The sequence below is a fragment of the Amycolatopsis sp. NPDC033938 genome (genome assembly GCF_055575975.1).
Genome location: NZ_JBVIRO010000001.1, coordinates 328,026 through 344,863, shown reverse-complemented (window position 1 = coordinate 344,863; position 16,838 = coordinate 328,026). Strand labels below are relative to the sequence as shown.

Sequence of the window (16,838 nt, the reverse complement as noted above, 5' to 3'; positions counted from 1 at the left end):
ATAGTGTCATGGCTGACTTGCGAGTGGGGATCTTCGGATACGGCACCGGTGGGCGGGTCTTCCACGCCCCGCTGGTCGACGCGACACCGGGGCTGACCCCGGCCGCGATCGTCACCTCGAATCCGGAACGGGTCGAACAGGCCGGCGCCGACTATCCGGACGCGGAGGTGCTGCCGGACGCGGACGCGTTGTTCGCGAAGGCGGGTGAACTGGATCTGGTCGTGGTCAGCACACCGAACCGCACGCACGTCCCGCTCGCGCTTCAGGCGATCGAAGCAGGGCTGCCAGTCGTCGTCGACAAGCCCTTCGCGCCGACGGCGGCCGAAGCGGCGAAGGTCGTCGAGGCCGCGAAGGCCAAGGGTGTCGGCTTGACGGTGTTCCAGAACCGCCGGTTCGACTCGGACTTCCTCACCGTCCGAAAGCTCATCGACGCCGGCCGCCTCGGCGACGTCTTCCGCTTCGAATCGCGCTACGACCGATGGGTGCCGAAACCGCGGGACAACTGGCGCGAGTTCGGCGACCCGGCCGAGGCGGGCGGGCTGCTCTACGACCTCGGCGCGCATATCGTCGACCAGGCGTTGCAGCTGTTCGGCCCGGTCGCCGAGGTCTACGCGGAGGTCGACAAGCGGCGTGCCGGGGTGTCAGTCGACGACGATGCCTTCGTCGCCCTTCGTCACACCAACGGCGTGCGCTCGCACCTGTGGGCGTCGGCGCTGGCGGGGATCCGGAACCCCCGGTTCCGCGTGCTCGGCGACAAGGCGACCTTCACGAAGTACGGTCTCGACGTCCAAGAGCCGCAGATCAAGGACGGGCTGCGGCCCGGCGATCCCGGCTGGGGCGTGGAACCGGCGTCGGACGCCGGTCGGCTCGGCGTGAACGACGACGTCGAAACCGTGCCCACCGAGGTCGGCCGCTACGAGGACTTCTACGCGCAGGTGCGCGACGCGCTGCTCGGCAAGGGCGACTTCCCCGTCGATCCCGCTTCCGCCGTCGAGGCGCTCCGGGTCATCGAGGCCGCCCACCTTTCCGGTGCCGAACGGCGCGTCGTCACCCTCTAGCTATTCGTTGTCGCCTCTGCCGCCGCCACGGCCGGGAGTGTTGCCGCCGCCTTCTTCGCCGCTGTTCGTACTGGAGGACGGAGGATTCTTCGAGCTGGACGGCGGGTCCTCCTCTTTCCGCGAAGACGACCCTGTCGACGGGCCGGTCGACGGAGTGCCGGTCTCGCCGCCCGGGTCCTCGTTGTCGTCCGGCGGGGTCTGCGTCGACGGGACGGTGTTGGTGTTGTCGTCCCCGCCGATGATCTTGACCTTGTCGAAGCGCTCGCCCGGCTTTCCGTTCAGGTACAGGGAAAGGAACTTCTGCCAGATCGGCCCGGCGATCGTCGAACCGAAGATCGCCTTGCCGTTCTTGCCCTTCAGCGGCTTGTCACCGTCGCCGCCGACCCACACCGCGGCCGAGATCGACGGCGTGTAGCCGACCATCCAGGTCTGCGAGTTGGAGTCCTTCGCCGACGCGGGCTCGCCCGTCCGGTAGGTGTGCTGCTGGGTTCCCGTCTTGCCGGCGCATTCATGTCCGTTGGGGCACTTGAGCTTCGAGAACGGGATGACACCCTTGAGCGACTCGGTGACGTTGCCGGCGATCTGCTTGCTCTTGTCGGCGTCGTCGGAGAACGCGGGCTTCGCCTCTTCCGGGGCGGAGTACGCGGCTTCGTCCTGCGAGTTGGTCACCTTGGCGACAAAGTGCTTGGTCCGCCGCTGGCCATCGCCCGCGAAGGTCGCGTACGCGGTGGCCATGTCCTCCGGGCTGACGGCCGTCTTGCCACCGCCGAGCGCGATGTTGTTGTCGGCATACAGTTCGGAGACGCCTTCGGGAGCGGGTTTGATCCCGGCGTCCTTGGCGGCCTGTGCCACCGGTCCGGGCTTGGTCACGTTCACGACCATGTCGTAGAACACCGTGTTCGCCGAACGTTGCATCGCTTCGGACACCGTGCACTGCTGCGAACAGGAGCTGCCGGGCCCCGCGTTCCGGATCGTCCACCTCCCGAACTGCCGGTTGTTGGAGCCGTCGAACGTCGAGTTGATGCCGCCCTTGCCCAGCTGCAGGTACGCGGTGAGGTCGAACGGCTTCATCGACGACCCGGGGTTCTGCGGCGTATTCGCCCAGTCCCGGCCCTTTTGGTCCTTGCCGTCGGGCCCCTTCACGATGGACGGGCCACCGTAGTACGCCTTCACCCCGCCGGTCTTGGGGTCGACCGCGACGAGCGCGTTGAGCAGGTTCTCGTCGGTCTGGCCCTTCATCCCGTCGGCGACCGCCTGTTCCGCCGCGGCCTGCGCCTTCGGGTCGATGGTCGTGTAGATCTTGTAGCCGCCCGTGTAATAGACGTCGTCGGTGATGCCGTTGGCGGCGAGTTCTTCCTTGACCTTGTCGCGGATGAACGGATTGACCACGCCGGCCTGCTGCTTGTCCTCCTGCGGGATCGGCGTCGGGAACTGCAGGTTCGCGCGATCCGCGGCGGAGAGGAAACCGTTCTGCACCATGCGGTTCAGCGCCACGTTCCAGCGGTCGTTCGCGACCTTCGGGTTCTCCGAGCGACCAGGCTGCTGGATGAGTCCCGCGAGTAGCGCCGCTTCGGACGCGTTCAGCTCACCAGCCGGCTTGCCGAAGAAGGCCTGCGCGGCCGATTCGATCCCGTACGCGCCACGCCCGAAGTAGATGATGTTCAGGTACGCCGAGATGATGTCCTTCTTCTCGTACGTCTGGTTCATCTTGAAGGACTTGGCGAGTTCGGTCCATTTACGGGCGAGCGACGATTCGTCGTCCCCGCTGGCGACCTTGATGTACTGCTGGGAGATGGTCGAACCACCGCCCTTGCCCGCGGTCACCTGGTTGTAGACCGCGCGCAGGATGCCGCCGACGTCGAAACCGGAGTTCGTCTCGAAGGAGGCGTCCTCGGTGGCGATGACGGCCTTCTTGACGATGTCCGGGATCTGCTCCGGCGTCAGGATCTGCCGGTTGCCGCCCTTGGGCACGTCCTTGCCCATCTCGGTGTTGTCGGCGTAGTAGTAGGTCACCGCCTGGCCCTGCGTGGCCGCGACGGACTGCGGCGACGGGACGTCGACGGCGAAGTAGGTGATCACGAACGCGATCGCCGGGATGACGACGAACAGGCAGAACAGCGCCAGCAGCACCCGCCGGATCCGTCTCCACCTGCGCTTCTTGCGCTGCGCCGGGGTGAGGATGGGCTTGCCGTCTTCGTCGGTCTCCTGGCCGGGCCGATCCTCGTCGTACGGCTCTTCGTAGCCGCGGTCGGCTTCGTACCGGTGCTCTGTGCCGTTGTGCTCGTGATGCGTGATGAGGTCCGGCTCGTGCTGCGGCGCGACCGGCGGGCGCTGCGGACGGCGCGGTGGCGGCTGCTGGGGCGAACCCTGCTGCCGTTGCCACGGCGCTTGCCCGGGACCTTGCTGGTGGGCGCCCGGTCGCTGTCCGTGGCCCGGGGGCGGGCCCCCGGCGGGACGACGGGGCGGTCCGGCCGGGCGTTGCGGACGACGTGCGGGGTCAGGGTCCTGACCTGGCCATCCGCCGTGGGGATCGTCGTTCACTTGGACGTCCTCCGAACCTTTCCGTGGTGAGCGCGGTCCTGCGGTCGCAGGTCTCCTTCTAGAGAAGACGTGTCAGATCCGTTCAGGTTCATCGCAGGCCGAAAGAAGCCCTCTTACGCCTGCGAATCAGTAGCCACACCATTACCACGAGTAGAAGGCCGACAGGGCCAAGCCACCACACGGGCGTGCTGTCTTCCGGCTCCGTCACACCTGGGGAAGTCAAAGCCGCGACCGGATCGACCGTCCCGTACCCATACTCCGGATCCCGCCCGGGAGCCCCCATGTCCTTGGCGGTCAGAGAGAGCCGCTCGACAACCTGATCAGCGGTCAGCTGAGGAAAATAGGCTCTGACCAGGGCAATTACCCCAGACATCAGGGCCGCCGCCTGACTGGTGCCCGATGTCGGTGCCGATTCTTTCGAAGCCGAGGTGATGATGTCGACACCAGGGGCGGCGAAGCTGACCTCTTGGCCGGACACGCTTACCTCCCGCGCGAAACGGCCGCTCTGGTCCACCGCGGACACCGCGATGACGCCCGGTCGGTCCGCAGGACTCGTGACTTCGTCTTCCACATCGGCATTCCCTGCTGCGGCGACCACGATCGCATCGTGTGCCATCGCGTACCGCAGTCCCGCGTCGAAGGAAGACGAATCGACAGACCCGCCGAGTGAGAGGTTGATCACTGTGGCACCGTTGTCCACGGCCCAGCGAATGGCGTTGTTCGCGTCCTCGGCGCCGCCGGTCAGTCGGGCGGAGACAATCTTCGCCTCTGGGGCGACCCCGGTGATCAGGGACGCCATGGTGGTTCCGTGACCGTCTCCACTCGCCGCGTCACCGCCGAGGTCTGGAAAACTCGCTTCGGACAGAACGCGCTTCGCCAGGTCGGGCTCGGAGGTGTCCACGCCGGTGTCGACGAGGCCGACTCGGACCCCTTCACCGCGCGAGCGCAACCAGGCTTGGGAAAGGCCGAGTTGATCGACCCAGTGCGGCTCCCCGGCAGGCGTGCCTGCCGGGGAGCCGACGAGAACGATCACGCTGACGGCCAGCGCGGCTATCACGTGGGCGGTGCCTCCATGTGTATGCGCCAGGACTGGCTGGGGTCGAGGGGATGTCCGTTTTCATCGACCTTTTCAGGTTCCAGAACAAGCGGAGTGCCACTCAGGTGCGAAGACCCCATTGGTGTTATGCAAAATCCGCCATTCTGATTGCAAATCATTTCTGGGTATGCGGTATTGACGAGGTCGGGAACGATCCAAAGTTGGGACTTGTTGGTCCCGTCGCAAGTAGATTCCATTACCGGCGCTCCGGAATCCGTCCGCCCGTTCAAGGCCTGTAGGCACCTGCCATTTCCCCGGTCTATGATCTTGACGATGACATAACGGTTATCAGGCCCGCTTGCAACCTTTTCGAAGTGCCAGTAGTTGGCACTGAATTTGTTGCAATCGCGTTGCTCGATCACGGTTTCGGCGATGGAATTGTTTCGCAACATCATGCATCTGCCGTTGGCGTCATTCCACACTGTGGGTTGGTAGAGCGTGTTTGATCCGGCCTGATATGCGGGTTCCAGGGCGGCCGCATCCCAGGCTACGGTCTTCTCTCCGTTGGTTTCGGGCTGAATCGTGCCGAGATGGATCTTTGGCGGTGAAGATTTCGAGAACGGGTGGACGCCTAAATCGACCCATCTATTGTCGTTCGATTTCTGATCGACGAGAACCGGAACGGCCCCGTTGGCGTTCTCCACGCGATATGTGACGACCGAACCCTTGTTCATGTGTGCTGGTATATGTACTTTGACGCGCGCTAGGCCGTCGATCGGTTCGAATGTCCAGGTTCCGTTGATTTCGAGATCCAAGCCCTCTTGGTAGGCGCCTCGAGTGTGGCTGAACCAGAAATGAGAGCCGAATCCGCCGCCGAGTTGGTGTAGGTCGATCTTTCCGGGTTCGAAACCCTGCGAGTTCTTCTTGAAGGTGAAGTCGAAGCTCCCGTAGTTCTTCCCGATTCCGTTACAGTCGGGTCTTTGTATCGGCTTGGTCGCATCAGGGACGTCATCGACGGTGATGGCATCCGCTACCAGGCCGGCCGGGGTACAGACAGGAGGATAGCTGATTCCGTCCTCAGGTTCCTGTGCGTACTCCGGGTACGGATATCGGATGAATTCGAAGCCGCAGGTTTTGGCGCAGTCGTCTTTCGACAGGAGTGGATAGGTTATCCAGCATTTCAGGTCGAACTTGCCAGCGGCGTTCTTGTGCTGGCATGGGCCGGCGGGTTCGTCTTCTACTCCTGGGGCGTCGGGCTTCGTGGAAGTTCCCCAGGCGCACGAGTTCTTTTGCACGCAGAACAGCCAGGGCGGAGGCACGGCCGCCGCCCTGTACGCATCAGTGAGCCATCGGGCGGCGCGGAAGAACGGGACGGCGAGTTCCGGGTTCTCGTAACCGCTCGGTGGGTACGAGGCGAACCCGAGTACCTTTTCAGGATAAGGCCACCGGCCTGGCGTCGCGAAGTCGCGGGGATTCTTACCGAAGGCGGTACGGTCCGGAGGGTAACGCGGATTGGCAGGGTTGTTCAGCCAGCCCAATCCGGCAACGCCGTCATCGTCTGGTGCAGCTCCGGTGTGGTAGCCCGAGTTGTACGCCCAAGTCGCGTAGAACCAGTTCTCGATCTTCGACGGATCGTTGTTGTTCACAGTCATCCCGGCGTCCTGCATCTGGTTCCACTTCGACTGCAGGATCCGGAGGCCGGCCGAGAGGTTCGCCGCGTAGTCGGTGGCGGCCGCCGCCTGCTGATCGGGCGGCAGCAGCGCCTCGCCGGGCCGGGCGTGACCGGCCAGCCTCATTCCGTCGGTCAGTTGGGAGACTCCATAGCCGCAGTCGGCCTTGTCCCAGCGGATGTCCCAGTCGTTGGCGGTCGTGTCGTCGTAGATTGCCAGGCCGTAGTAGTTGCCGATCAAGGGATTGCCGACCTCGCCGGGAAGGGTGTGTCTGCTCGCCTGCCACAGGTTGGACTCCTGGCCGAGAATCCCCAGCAGGAGCTGCGCGGGGACTTGCCCGCCGTTCTTCAAGGGGATGGGCGGGAACATCTGTTGAGGTACATACGCGCCCAGCCCATTGCCTCGCCAGTTGGCGGGACGAGTGATCGACAGTTGCCCTTTCACTGCCATATTGGCCGCCCATTCGACCTGTTTCGGTTTGGGCTGGTATACCTGCCTGCCGGTGCTGTTTCGCGGTACGGCACAGGTCCGCGCCGGATCCCGAGGGTCGGTCCACCGGGGTTTCAACGTCTCGCCAGGGTTCACGGTGAACGCCAACGGCTTGCCCGTTTTCACGCTCCTGCCTTCGATGTGCACCAGTTCGGGAGTGCTTGCGTCAGACGAGGACGGGCTGGCCCGAACGACGTCGGCGGCAGCCTCGCCGAGGGTGGAGATATTCGCGGACACTGGTGCGTCCACCTTCGAGATCGAGGCGGGCAACGGGGCGATGGTGTCGGCCGCGCCGGTGACGAACAGCCGGCCTCCTGCGCCGGACGACAAGCCCAGTGAGCCGCGTTTGCCCGATACGAGCTGATGTACCTGAGCCTTCTTGTCGGGCCCTTCCGCAGCGGCCCGGAAGATCCTTGTGGCGTCCTTCGTCTGGTCCATGAACACGATGCCGCCATCGCCGTCGGCCTTCACCGCGAAGGGGACGCCTGTGGTATTCGCGACCAATCGCGTTTGTTTTCCGTCGTCCGCGACTTTCAGCAGCCCTTTCGTGTCCGCGACCACGAAGCCGCTCTGGACAGGCAGCGCCGAGGTGACCTGCCCGGTCAGTTCCGTGCGCGGGCGGACCTTGCCGGAGGTCGCATCCACGAGGAGCACGCCGGTCTTGCCCAGGTCCTCGGTGGCTTCTTGGGTCAAGGCTGCGGATTCACCCGTGCCACAACCGGGGTTGTAGTATGCGAGCGAGGTTCGCACGGGCAGCTTGGTGACCGCGCCGGAAACAAGATCGACGATCGCGGTGAAACCGCCCCTAGAGGTCAACTTCTCCTTGTTCGTAAAGGTCCGTGGCGCGTAGACGACGACTGCCCGGTTGCCGGAGCCGGTGACGCAGGCGTTGCCTATCCACTGGTCGGCTTCGACACCGGGTTGACGCAGTGTCGCGGCGGTCCGCCAGGAGTATCCAGTCTTGGCCTCGGCCACCAGGACGTGAAATCCGGTCGCGTCGCCGCTGGTAGTCCACAGCCGGTCTTCGGAGGACTGCCAGTCTTTGCCCAGCAGTTCATCGCGCTGGGGGAGGTCGATCGCTGTCGGCCGAACGGGTGGTACAGGCGGCGCGGTGGTCTGCTCATCACTGGAATGCACGGCGTCAGGCGTGGTCATCGCGACGCTGGATAGCATCGATGCCACGGCTAAAGCCGCTATCGCGACTCTATGACCGATCGTTCTCATTCTTCCCTTTCGGAATCTCTCCAAATGAGGTCATGACACAATCGAACGGATGGCTGCCTTCGGTTAAAAGGTATGCTGCAAACGAACAAATTACCGTTTCCCCAGATGTATCGTGGCAGGCAAGTCCTCCTTGTGTGCGCCCATCAGCACGGACCTGCGATCCTGATCATCAAACCGGCCTGGTTTGTGCCTTGTCATCCGCCATTCGGGTACCGTGTGATTCGGCTCAGATTTTCGTACTGGACGATAGAAAAAATTGCGAATAATGAAGTCGGGCACGGTGACCTTCGAGCAAAACGAAAAATTTCTTTTCGAACTTTTGTTTGAGTTACACTCTAGTGGCGGAGTGTTTGGCTGCTATGGTTCTGTTGGCAGTGGGCAAGGTGAATGACTGCGTAGTCGACGGTAGTTCGAAGGGGGTTACGTGAAGAATCTCGGTACGCGCGGTTTTCTCGCACGCATGGGCACCTTGGCGTCGGTCGTGGTAGTTGTCGCGAGTTTCAGCGTTGTCGCGTCATCAACCGCGTCAGCCGCGGCAAGGGATTGTGCAGGCGGTGCCAACGGTTTCGTCGACATCCCAGATAACCTGGCCGGGCTGGCGGTCGAACAGGTCAGAAGCGGGACGCATTGGCTGGAACTCCACTTCGGCAAGGTCAACGGTGTGACTCGTGGCTGGGCAATGTTGTTCGCCAGCGACAACGGGCCGGTGCAAGACTGGCTGCCGAAGGAGAGCAGCGTGTGGTTGGACTGGTCGCAGGACGGCGGCCGTACGTGGTTGCAGTGTGGTCCCTTCTACAACTCGAAGGGAAAGATGTCCATCACATCGGCTGCCAAGCAGACCAGTTCGAGTTCTCAATGGGTTTTCCGGGCAGGCGCACGGGACGGCGGCGTGCAAGTGCTTTCGCGTTGGCACTGACTTCGAGGTCGAAGTGGCTTGTTCGTGAGATCTCCGGCCGTCGGTATTGACGAAAGAAGGTGTGCCGGGCCGCCGCCCAGCACACCTTCTTCAGTCGTTTTCGCCCGGTCACGGGTCCCCGGTATTCGGGAACAACGGATCGGAGGTCCCCGGCCCCGGACGAGACCATGGCGGCTTCGTCGGTTTCGTGGGTTTCGTCGGCGTCGTCTCCGTCGGCTCAGTGGAGGTGGGCGGCGGCGGGGCCGACGAGGTCGTCTCCGGCGGTGTCGACGTCTCCGGCGGCTTCGGGGGCGTGGTCGTCACCACCGCACGGGCGTCCTTGCCGATGGGCTTGACCTTGCCGAACTTCTCCGTCGGCTTCCCGGTCAGGTACCGGGACATGAAGTCTTCCCAGATCGGACCGGCGATCGTCCGGCCGTAGATCGGCTTGTTGTTCTTGTCGTGCAGCGGCTTGTTGCCGTCGCCGCCGACCCACACCGCGGTCGAGATGGACGGCGTGTAGCCCACCATCCACGTCTGCGCGTTGCGGTCGTTATAGCTCGCGGGGTCCTTGTCTTGAGGGTCGTACTGCTGCGTCCCGGTCTTGCCCGCGCAATCGTGGTTGGCCGGGCACTTCAGCTTCGAATACGGGACGACCGGCTCAAGCGCGTCGGTGACGTTGCCGGCGATCTGCTTGCTCTTGTCGGCGTCGTCGCTGAAGGCGGGAGTGCCCTTGGGGGCCGTCTCGTCGAACTCGACCTCGTCCTGGGAGTTGGTCAGTTTGGCGACGAAGTGCTGTTTCTGCCGGACACCTTCACCGGCGAACGTGGCGAACCCGGCGGCCATGTCCTCCGCCGTGGTCACCGTGCGGCCACCGCCGAGCGCGATGTTGATGTCGGGGTAGAGGACCGAAGTGCCGCCCTCGTCCACCGTCTCCACGCCGGCTTCCTTCGCGGCCTTCGCCACCGGGTCGACCTTCGTCTTGTTGATCACCATGTCGTAGAACACGGTGTTCGCGGAGACCTTCATCGCTTCGGCGACCGTGCACTGGGAGCCGCAGTTGGAACTCTCGCCCGCGTTCTTGACCGTGCGGGTTTTGCCGCCGCCGATGTCGAACTTCCGGTTGTTGGACCCGTCGAAGGTCTCGCCGAGCCCCTTGCCCATCTTGAGCCACGCGGCCAGGTCGAAGGCCTTGAACGCGGAACCCGGGTTGTGCGGGACGTTCGCCCAGTCGTGGGCTTGGACGTCCTGGCCCTGGTCGTTCTTCTTCCAGTCAGGGCCGCCCCAGTAGGCGACCACGCCGCCCGTCTTGGGATCGACCGCGACCAGCGCGTTCAGGATGTTTTCGTCGGTCTGGCCCTTCATCCCCTCCGCGACGGACTCCTCGGCCATCTTCTGCGCCTTGGGGTCGATCGTCGTGGTGATCTTGTACCCGCCCTGGTGCAGCCTGTCCTGGTCGTAGCCGCGGGCTTCGAGTTCGTCGATCACCCTGTTGCGGATGTGCAGGCTCAGCGTCCCGGCGTCGTCGGCCTTCGCCTGCGCCTTCGGGATCGGCTTCGGGTAGGTCGCGGCCGCGCGTTCGGCGGCGGGCAACCAGTTGTTCGCCACCATCTGGTCCATCACGAAGTTCCAGCGCCGCTGCGCGTAAGCGTCGTTCTCGGACCGGCTCGGACCCTGGATCAGGCCGGCCAGCAGAGCGGCTTCGGAGGAACTGAGCTCCTTGGCGGGCTTCTTGAAGTAGGCCTGCGCGGCCGCTTCGATACCGTTCGCGCCGCGGCCGAAGTAGATGGTGTTGAGGTAGGCGGTGATGATCTCCTCTTTGGACATCTGGTTGTTCATCTTGAAGGATTTGGCCAGCTCGGTCCATTTACGGGTGAGCGTCGGTGCCTCGTTGGCCGTGGCCTTCTTGATGTACTGCTGGGAGATCGTCGAACCGCCGCCCTGGCCGCCGGTGACGTTGTTGTAGACCGCGCGCAGGATGCCGCCGACGTCGAACCCGGAGTTGGTCTCGAAGGACGAGTCCTCGGCGGCGTACACGGCGTGTTTCACCGAGTCCGGGATCTCCCCCGGCTTCAGGAGGTAGCGGCTGCCGCCGCTGGCAGGCGCGATCTTGCCCATCGGGCTGCCGTCGGAGTACATCAGCGTGATCGGCTGGCTCTGCTGGCTCGCGACGCTTTCCTGAGACGGGACGTCCACCAGGAAGTAGGTGATGACGAACGCGATCGCCGGGACCACCACGAACAGGCCGAACATCGCGTAGAGCACCCGGCGGATGATCTTCCAGCGGCGCTTCTTGCGCTGCTTCGGCGTGAGGGTCTTCTTTTTGTCGCCGTCTTCTTCCTCGGCGGGTTCGTCGTCGTGGGGATCCTCGCCCTCGGCCCCGAGTGCGACGCTTTCGTGACGATCGTCATAGCGATCGTCGTACGGGTCGTAGCCGTACGGGTCTTCGGTGCCGTTGTGGGCGTGGTGCGTGATGAGATCCGGTTCGCGCTCGTACGGGTCCGGCTCGACGGGACGGACCATCGCGGTCGCCTGATCGGCGGGAGGGCGGCGGTTGCCGGGCGGAGGCGGCGGCCGATGGCCGGTGGCACCCTGCCGGGAACGCTGGGCTCCGGCAGCGGCAGCGGCGGAACGCCCGCCGGGCGGCGGGGGCCCTGGCCTGCGCGGGGGCATGCCGTTGGCGCGGCGCGGGGCGGCGGGGCGGCGCGGTTCGTCGTCGGACGGCCACTCCGGGCCGCCACCGTCACCTCCTGGCCACTGAGGGGCCGGAGGTCTGGGATCGGAGGAGCGCGGTGCGGCCGCGCGGGGACCGCCGTTGGGGGGTGTCCGGCGCTGGGGGCGGCGCGGGGGTTCCTCGCCCGGCCAGCCGGGTCCGTCCTCTTCTCCCGGCCATTGGGCACGGCGAGGTGCATCAGGCTCCTGGCCAGGCCAGGAGCGGTTGCGTTCGTCGTTCACGAATGGGCCTCCCAGACCGGCGCTTCGGGGCACGCCGCTCTGTGCTCAACTGCGATTTCGATACCTGTCACTGACCCGCTGTCCTCTGCGACCGGGTCCGTGGCCGGGTGCTTCCCGGATCTCCTGTTCCGAGGACGTAGGAGCGCACCAGGTGGTTCCAGTGACAGCTCCGGCAGACCTCGACCTCGTAGACGGTGAACTCCGCGAAGAGCCCGTCCATCCGCACCAGTTCGTCCGGCGTCTTGGCCGATCCGGCGACGTGCTTCAGCTCGTCGCCGTAGACCCAGGACACCAGGGTCAGTTCCTCCCGATGACAGACCGGGCAGTCCTGCTCACCTGGTCGTCCATGGAATTTCGCGGCCCGCAGGAGGTACGGACCCGCGTCGCAGACGTCGTATGTGCCGACCCGTCCGGAGTGGACGCCCTTCAGCAGCGCGCGCCGCTGTAAGGCGTAGTCCACGACCTGCCGCTGGTTTCGCACGCCAACAGAGTACGGGCTCTCGCTGTGTGGTCCACGTCCCGTTCTCGACCGGACGGGGTGCGCGCATCCGGACACGCCGAGGATTCGATAACTCTCCGGTGAATTTCGTCCGGTTGGCGAGGGCCCTGATCGGGTTAGCTACACCACTTCGATGTATCGGCGCGATATAGTGGGCCGGTAGGTTGACCGAGCCGGTCTCGGTGGCCAACGCGACCGGTCGCGGTTTGTTCCCGGAAGGGGGTGCGGTGTGCTCGAGCTCGCGATCTTGGGGCTGCTGCACGAGACCCCCATGCACGGTTACGTGCTGCGCAAACGTTTGCACGAGACGCTCGGGATGTTCCGGACGTTCTCGTACGGCTCGCTGTACCCGACACTGCGTCGGCTGCTTCGCGCCGGTTACCTCGTCGAGGAGCTCGAAGAGGTGGAAGACCGGGCGTGGGCACGCCGGGGCAAGCGCGTGTACAAGCTCACCGCCGAGGGCAAGGAGCGGTTCGCCGAACTGCTCGGCGACGCCGGTCCGCAGACGTGGGACGACGAAGGCTTCGGCGTCCACCTGGCGTTCTTTTCGAGGACACCGGCCGACGTCAGGATGCGCATCCTGGAAGGCCGTCGTCGTCGGGTCGAGGAACGCCGAGAAGGACTTCGGACGGCAATGGCGCGGGCCGAGGAGAAGATCGACCGTTACACCCGCGAGCTGCACCGGCTCGGGCTGGAGTCCAGCGAGCGGGAGGTGCGCTGGCTCAACGAGCTGATCGCGCACGAACAGGCCGAGCAGCGCGGACCGGAGATCTGAGGCGCTCTCCGGCCCCGCTGAGCACTACCTACAACTGTTGGACGAATGAAGGAGAAACCGGCATGGGCGAGAACCGCCGCGTTCGGGTGGCCATCGTGGGCGTCGGCAACTGTGCGGCCTCGCTGGTCCAGGGCGTTCAGTACTACCGCGACGCAGATCCCAGCACTCGCGTGCCCGGTTTGATGCACGTCGTGTTCGGCGAGTACCACGTCCGCGACATCGAGTTCGTCGCCGCGTTCGACGTGGACGCCAAGAAGGTCAGCCGCGATCTGTCCGAGGCGATCTTCGCGAGCGAGAACAACACCATCAAGATCGCCGACGTGCCGCCGCTGGGCGTCACCGTGCAGCGCGGCCACACCTACGACGGGCTCGGCCGCTTCTACCGCGAGACCATCGAAGAGTCCGACGAGACTCCTGTCGACGTCGTCGCGGCGCTGCGCGAGGCCGAGGTCGACGTGCTCGTCTCTTATCTGCCCGTGGGCTCCGAAGAGGCTGACAAGTTCTACGCGCAGGCGTGCATCGACGCGGGTGTGGCGTTCGTCAACGCGCTGCCGGTGTTCATCGCCTCCGACCCCGAGTGGGCCGAGAAGTTCCGCGCGGCGGGGGTGCCGATCGTCGGTGACGACATCAAGTCCCAGGTCGGCGCCACCATCACGCACCGCGTGCTGGCGAAGCTGTTCGAGGACCGCGGCGTCCAGCTCGACCGGACGATGCAGCTCAACGTGGGCGGGAACATGGACTTCCTGAACATGAAGGAGCTCGAGCGGCTCGAGTCGAAGAAGATCTCGAAGACCCAGTCGGTCACTTCGCAGGTCGACCGCGAACTCGGCAAGGGCAACGTCCACATCGGCCCGTCGGACTACGTGCAGTGGCTCGACGACCGCAAGTGGGCCTACGTCCGGCTCGAGGGCCGCGCCTTCGGCGACGTGCCGCTGAACCTGGAGTACAAGCTCGAGGTGTGGGACTCGCCGAACTCGGCGGGCATCATCATCGACGCCGTGCGCGCCGCGAAGATCGCGAAGGACCGCGGTATCGGCGGCCCGATCCTGTCGGCTTCTTCCTACTTCATGAAGTCGCCGCCGGAGCAGTACGACGACTCCACCGCGCGTGACGAGGTCGAAAAGTTCATCGCCGGCGAGGCGTGAGCCCCCGGTAGCGCGCTATGAAAGGTCCTTTCCTTGCAAAATTTGCGAGGAAAGGACCTTTCCTTGCATCGGCGGGGTAGCGCACCTCAGTCCTGAAGCGCCTTCTGAAGCGCCGCCGGCAGATCAGTGATCTTCTCGACCACCGTCGTCTCCGCCAGCACCGAAGGATCCGGCGGGAAGTGCGGATTCGGCACCGCGTACACCGTCATCCCCGCCGCCAGCGCGGCGCGAAGCCCGTTCGTCGTGTCCTCGACGGCCGCGCAGTTCTTCGGCTCCACGCCCAGCAGCTCGGCCGCCTTCAGATACACGTCGGGCGCCGGTTTTCCCGCGCCGACCTGCTCCGAGGACACCGCCGTCGGCACCGGTAGCCGCGTGATGTCCAGGAACGCCTTGATCAGCAGCGGCGGCGACGAACTCGCGATCGCCACCGGCCAGTGCTTCGCGACCTCGCGGACGACGTCCGGCCCGCCGGGGATGATCGGCGGCTTCTCCGCGTACCGGCGCGCCATCCGCTCGATCACCACCTGCGCGACGTCGGCGGGCCGGAGCCGGACGCCGAGGTCGTGCGCCAGGTAGGCGGCCCACTCCGGGGTGCTCATCCCCTGCATGGCCCTGGTCGATTCGTCACGCCAGGTGCCGTGGAACTCGTACGCGACCGCCCGTCGGACCTCGTCCCACATCTTTTCCGAATCCACCAGGACACCGTCGAGATCGAAGATCACCGCTTCCACCCCACAACCCTAGAACGTCCAGGGAGATCTTGTGCGGCAGATTACTTAGCCATGCTCAGTATTTTTAGTTAGCATGGCTAAGTGACCACGACCGTCGCCGGCCTCGCGCATCGGCTCCGCCCGCTGGTCTTCCGGCTGTACTACCTCGTCCGCCGGGAGACCCCGCAGGTGCAGCTCACCCTCACCCAGGGTTCGGTGCTGTCGGAGCTGCTGAACGGCGGCCCGCGCCGGATGAGCACGCTCGCCGAGCTGGAACGGGTCCGGATGCCGACGATGACCGACGTCGTCCGCCGTCTCGAACGGCTGGGGCTGGTCAGCCGCCGTCCCGATCCCGCCGACGGCAGGGCGGTGCTCGTCGAGGTCACCGAGGTGGGGCAGCGCTTCCATCGGCGGCTGATCGTCGCCAGGGAGGAATTCCTCCGTGAACGGCTCCTCGGACTGGACGACGCCGATCACGCCGCCATCGAAGCCGCGCTCCCCGCCCTCACCAGGTTGCTGCACGAAGACAAGAAGGAGGAACTGATCCGCGATGAGCGCTGAGCACCACTCGAGCCTGTTGGACGCCGTCAAGGGGCAGCCCAAACAGGTATGGATCACCGCGTTCGCCGCGGTCATCGCGTTCATGGGGATCGGGCTGGTCGACCCGATCCTGTTGTCGATCGCCGAAGGCCTCCACGCGACGCCGTCCGAGGTGACGCTGCTGTTCTCCAGCTACCTCGGCGTCCAAGCGGTCGCGATGCTGGTGACCGGCGCGATGAGCGCCCGGTTCGGGGCCAAGCGGACCGTGGTCGCCGGGCTGACGCTGGTCGTCGTCGCCACCGCGTTGTGTGCCGCGTCCGGCTCGATCGAGCAGCTCATCGGGCTGCGTGCGATCTGGGGACTCGGCAACGCCTTCTTCATCGCGACGGCGCTTTCGGTGATCGTCGGCGCCGCGACCGGCGGCCAGGCTGGCGCCATCCTGCTGTACGAAGCTGCCCTCGGTGTCGGTCTCGCGGTCGGCCCGCTGCTGGGCGCCCTGCTGGGCAGCATCTCCTGGCGCGGCCCGTTCCTCGGCACGTCGCTGCTGATGCTGTGCGGACTCGTGCTGTGCTCGATCTTCCTGACCGGCGACGCCAAGGAGAAGCGGCCGAAGATCCGCCTGCTCGACCCGTTCCGCGCGTTGAAGCACGCCGGGCTGCTGCGCACGTCGATCGGTTCCGCGCTCTACACGGCCGCGTTCTTCGTGGTGCTGGCCTGGTCGCCGTTCGTGCTGGAGTGGAGCGCCGTCGCCGTCGGCCTGATCTTCTGCGGCTGGGGACTTTCGGTCGCGGTCGCGGGTGTGGTGCTGGCGCCGAAGCTCGCTGCGAAACTCGGTGAACGGCACGCGACCGTGGTCGCCGTCTTCGGCTACGCGGTACTGCTGCTGATCATGGCGATCCCGAGCAAGCCGGTGCTGGTGGTCGGCATCATCCTGTCGGGGCTGGTCTCCGGGCTGCTCAACACGCTCTTCACCGGGACGGCGATGTCCATCAGCGGCGCGCCGCGTCCGGTCGCGAGTGCCGGGTACAACTTCTGCCGGTGGCTCGGCGGCGCGGTCGCCGCGACCATCGTCGGTCACCTGGCGGAGTGGTTCGGCGCCAAGCAGGCGCCCTTCGTGATCGCCGCGGTCCTGTGCGTGCTCGCCGGCGCCCTGCTGACGATCCGTGAGAAGACCGCCGACCCGCACACGGTCCCGGCCGAAGCGGTCCTCGTGGGCGAAGAGATGTAAATCGGAACAAAAGGTGAACACCGGACCAACGAGGGGTTTCCTCTCGCTGGTCCGGTGCCTTAGCGTCGACCTC

The 16,838-nt window shown here is 65.4% G+C and carries 12 protein-coding genes; 6 read left to right on the top strand and 6 right to left on the bottom strand.

The window, feature by feature from the left end; translation table 11 throughout:
* Positions 1–8 precede the first annotated feature (8 nt).
* Positions 9–1,058, top strand: coding sequence for a Gfo/Idh/MocA family oxidoreductase (locus ACZ5ZX_RS01730; RefSeq protein WP_465500172.1), 1,050 nt, complete (start codon positions 9–11; stop codon positions 1,056–1,058).
* On the opposite strand, the gene ACZ5ZX_RS01725 is transcribed toward ACZ5ZX_RS01730, so the two are convergent.
* The 3 genes from ACZ5ZX_RS01725 to ACZ5ZX_RS01715 form a co-directional block, all read right to left on the bottom strand.
* On the bottom strand, positions 1,059–3,599 hold the full coding sequence (locus ACZ5ZX_RS01725) for a transglycosylase domain-containing protein (protein WP_465500171.1): 2,541 nt from the start codon (positions 3,597–3,599) through the stop codon (positions 1,059–1,061). It abuts the gene before it with no gap.
* A gap of 88 nt (positions 3,600–3,687) precedes the next feature.
* Positions 3,688–4,656 (bottom strand): S8 family serine peptidase, encoded by a 969-nt coding sequence (locus tag ACZ5ZX_RS01720; protein WP_465500170.1) that lies wholly within the window; start codon positions 4,654–4,656, stop codon positions 3,688–3,690.
* On the bottom strand, positions 4,653–7,949 hold the full coding sequence (locus ACZ5ZX_RS01715; RefSeq protein ID WP_465500169.1) for a golvesin C-terminal-like domain-containing protein: 3,297 nt from the start codon (positions 7,947–7,949) through the stop codon (positions 4,653–4,655). The genes ACZ5ZX_RS01720 and ACZ5ZX_RS01715 overlap by 4 nt, the downstream gene beginning before the upstream one ends.
* A 493-nt stretch (positions 7,950–8,442) precedes the next feature.
* Here ACZ5ZX_RS01715 and ACZ5ZX_RS01710 point away from each other — a divergent pair, with 493 nt between their 5' ends.
* Positions 8,443–8,934 (top strand): hypothetical protein, encoded by a 492-nt coding sequence (locus ACZ5ZX_RS01710; RefSeq protein ID WP_465500168.1) that lies wholly within the window; start codon positions 8,443–8,445, stop codon positions 8,932–8,934.
* Between the two features lie 108 nt (positions 8,935–9,042).
* On the opposite strand, the gene ACZ5ZX_RS01705 is transcribed toward ACZ5ZX_RS01710, so the two are convergent.
* Together ACZ5ZX_RS01705 and ACZ5ZX_RS01700 are read right to left on the bottom strand one after the other, a co-directional pair.
* Positions 9,043–11,436 (bottom strand): transglycosylase domain-containing protein, encoded by a 2,394-nt coding sequence (locus ACZ5ZX_RS01705; RefSeq protein WP_465500167.1) that lies wholly within the window; start codon positions 11,434–11,436, stop codon positions 9,043–9,045.
* A 499-nt stretch (positions 11,437–11,935) separates the two neighbouring features.
* Positions 11,936–12,349, bottom strand: a complete 414-nt coding sequence (locus tag ACZ5ZX_RS01700) for a DUF5318 domain-containing protein (protein ID WP_465500166.1) — start codon at positions 12,347–12,349, stop codon at positions 11,936–11,938.
* A 247-nt stretch (positions 12,350–12,596) separates the two neighbouring features.
* Here ACZ5ZX_RS01700 and ACZ5ZX_RS01695 point away from each other — a divergent pair, with 247 nt between their 5' ends.
* Together ACZ5ZX_RS01695 and ACZ5ZX_RS01690 are read left to right on the top strand one after the other, a co-directional pair.
* Complete coding sequence (locus ACZ5ZX_RS01695) at positions 12,597–13,142, top strand: PadR family transcriptional regulator (protein ID WP_465500165.1); 546 nt, start codon at positions 12,597–12,599, stop codon at positions 13,140–13,142.
* Positions 13,143–13,204: 62 nt separating this feature from the next.
* Positions 13,205–14,287, top strand: coding sequence for an inositol-3-phosphate synthase (locus tag ACZ5ZX_RS01690; RefSeq protein ID WP_044849462.1), 1,083 nt, complete (start codon positions 13,205–13,207; stop codon positions 14,285–14,287).
* Between the two features lie 86 nt (positions 14,288–14,373).
* Here the strand turns inward: ACZ5ZX_RS01690 and ACZ5ZX_RS01685 are convergent, their stop codons facing one another.
* Positions 14,374–15,018 carry an HAD family hydrolase gene (locus tag ACZ5ZX_RS01685; protein ID WP_465500164.1) on the bottom strand — a complete coding sequence of 215 codons (645 nt, stop codon included), beginning with the start codon at positions 15,016–15,018 and terminating at the stop codon, positions 14,374–14,376.
* An 81-nt stretch (positions 15,019–15,099) separates the two neighbouring features.
* Here ACZ5ZX_RS01685 and ACZ5ZX_RS01680 point away from each other — a divergent pair, with 81 nt between their 5' ends.
* Together ACZ5ZX_RS01680 and ACZ5ZX_RS01675 are read left to right on the top strand one after the other, a co-directional pair.
* Complete coding sequence (locus tag ACZ5ZX_RS01680) at positions 15,100–15,558, top strand: MarR family winged helix-turn-helix transcriptional regulator (protein ID WP_465500163.1); 459 nt, start codon at positions 15,100–15,102, stop codon at positions 15,556–15,558.
* Positions 15,548–16,765 (top strand): MFS transporter, encoded by a 1,218-nt coding sequence (locus ACZ5ZX_RS01675; RefSeq protein WP_465500162.1) that lies wholly within the window; start codon positions 15,548–15,550, stop codon positions 16,763–16,765. Before ACZ5ZX_RS01680 ends, ACZ5ZX_RS01675 begins: the two co-directional genes overlap by 11 nt.
* Positions 16,766–16,838 lie beyond the last annotated feature (73 nt).

Coding starts and splice junctions, on each gene's coding strand:
- ACZ5ZX_RS01730 (WP_465500172.1), top strand. CDS start 9: ATGGCTGACTTGCGAGTGGGGATCTTCGGATACGGCACCGGTGGGCGG.
- ACZ5ZX_RS01715 (WP_465500169.1), bottom strand. CDS start 7,949: ATGACCACGCCTGACGCCGTGCATTCCAGTGATGAGCAGACCACCGCG.
- ACZ5ZX_RS01705 (WP_465500167.1), bottom strand. CDS start 11,436: ATGGTCCGTCCCGTCGAGCCGGACCCGTACGAGCGCGAACCGGATCTC.
- ACZ5ZX_RS01690 (WP_044849462.1), top strand. CDS start 13,205: ATGGGCGAGAACCGCCGCGTTCGGGTGGCCATCGTGGGCGTCGGCAAC.
- ACZ5ZX_RS01675 (WP_465500162.1), top strand. CDS start 15,548: ATGAGCGCTGAGCACCACTCGAGCCTGTTGGACGCCGTCAAGGGGCAG.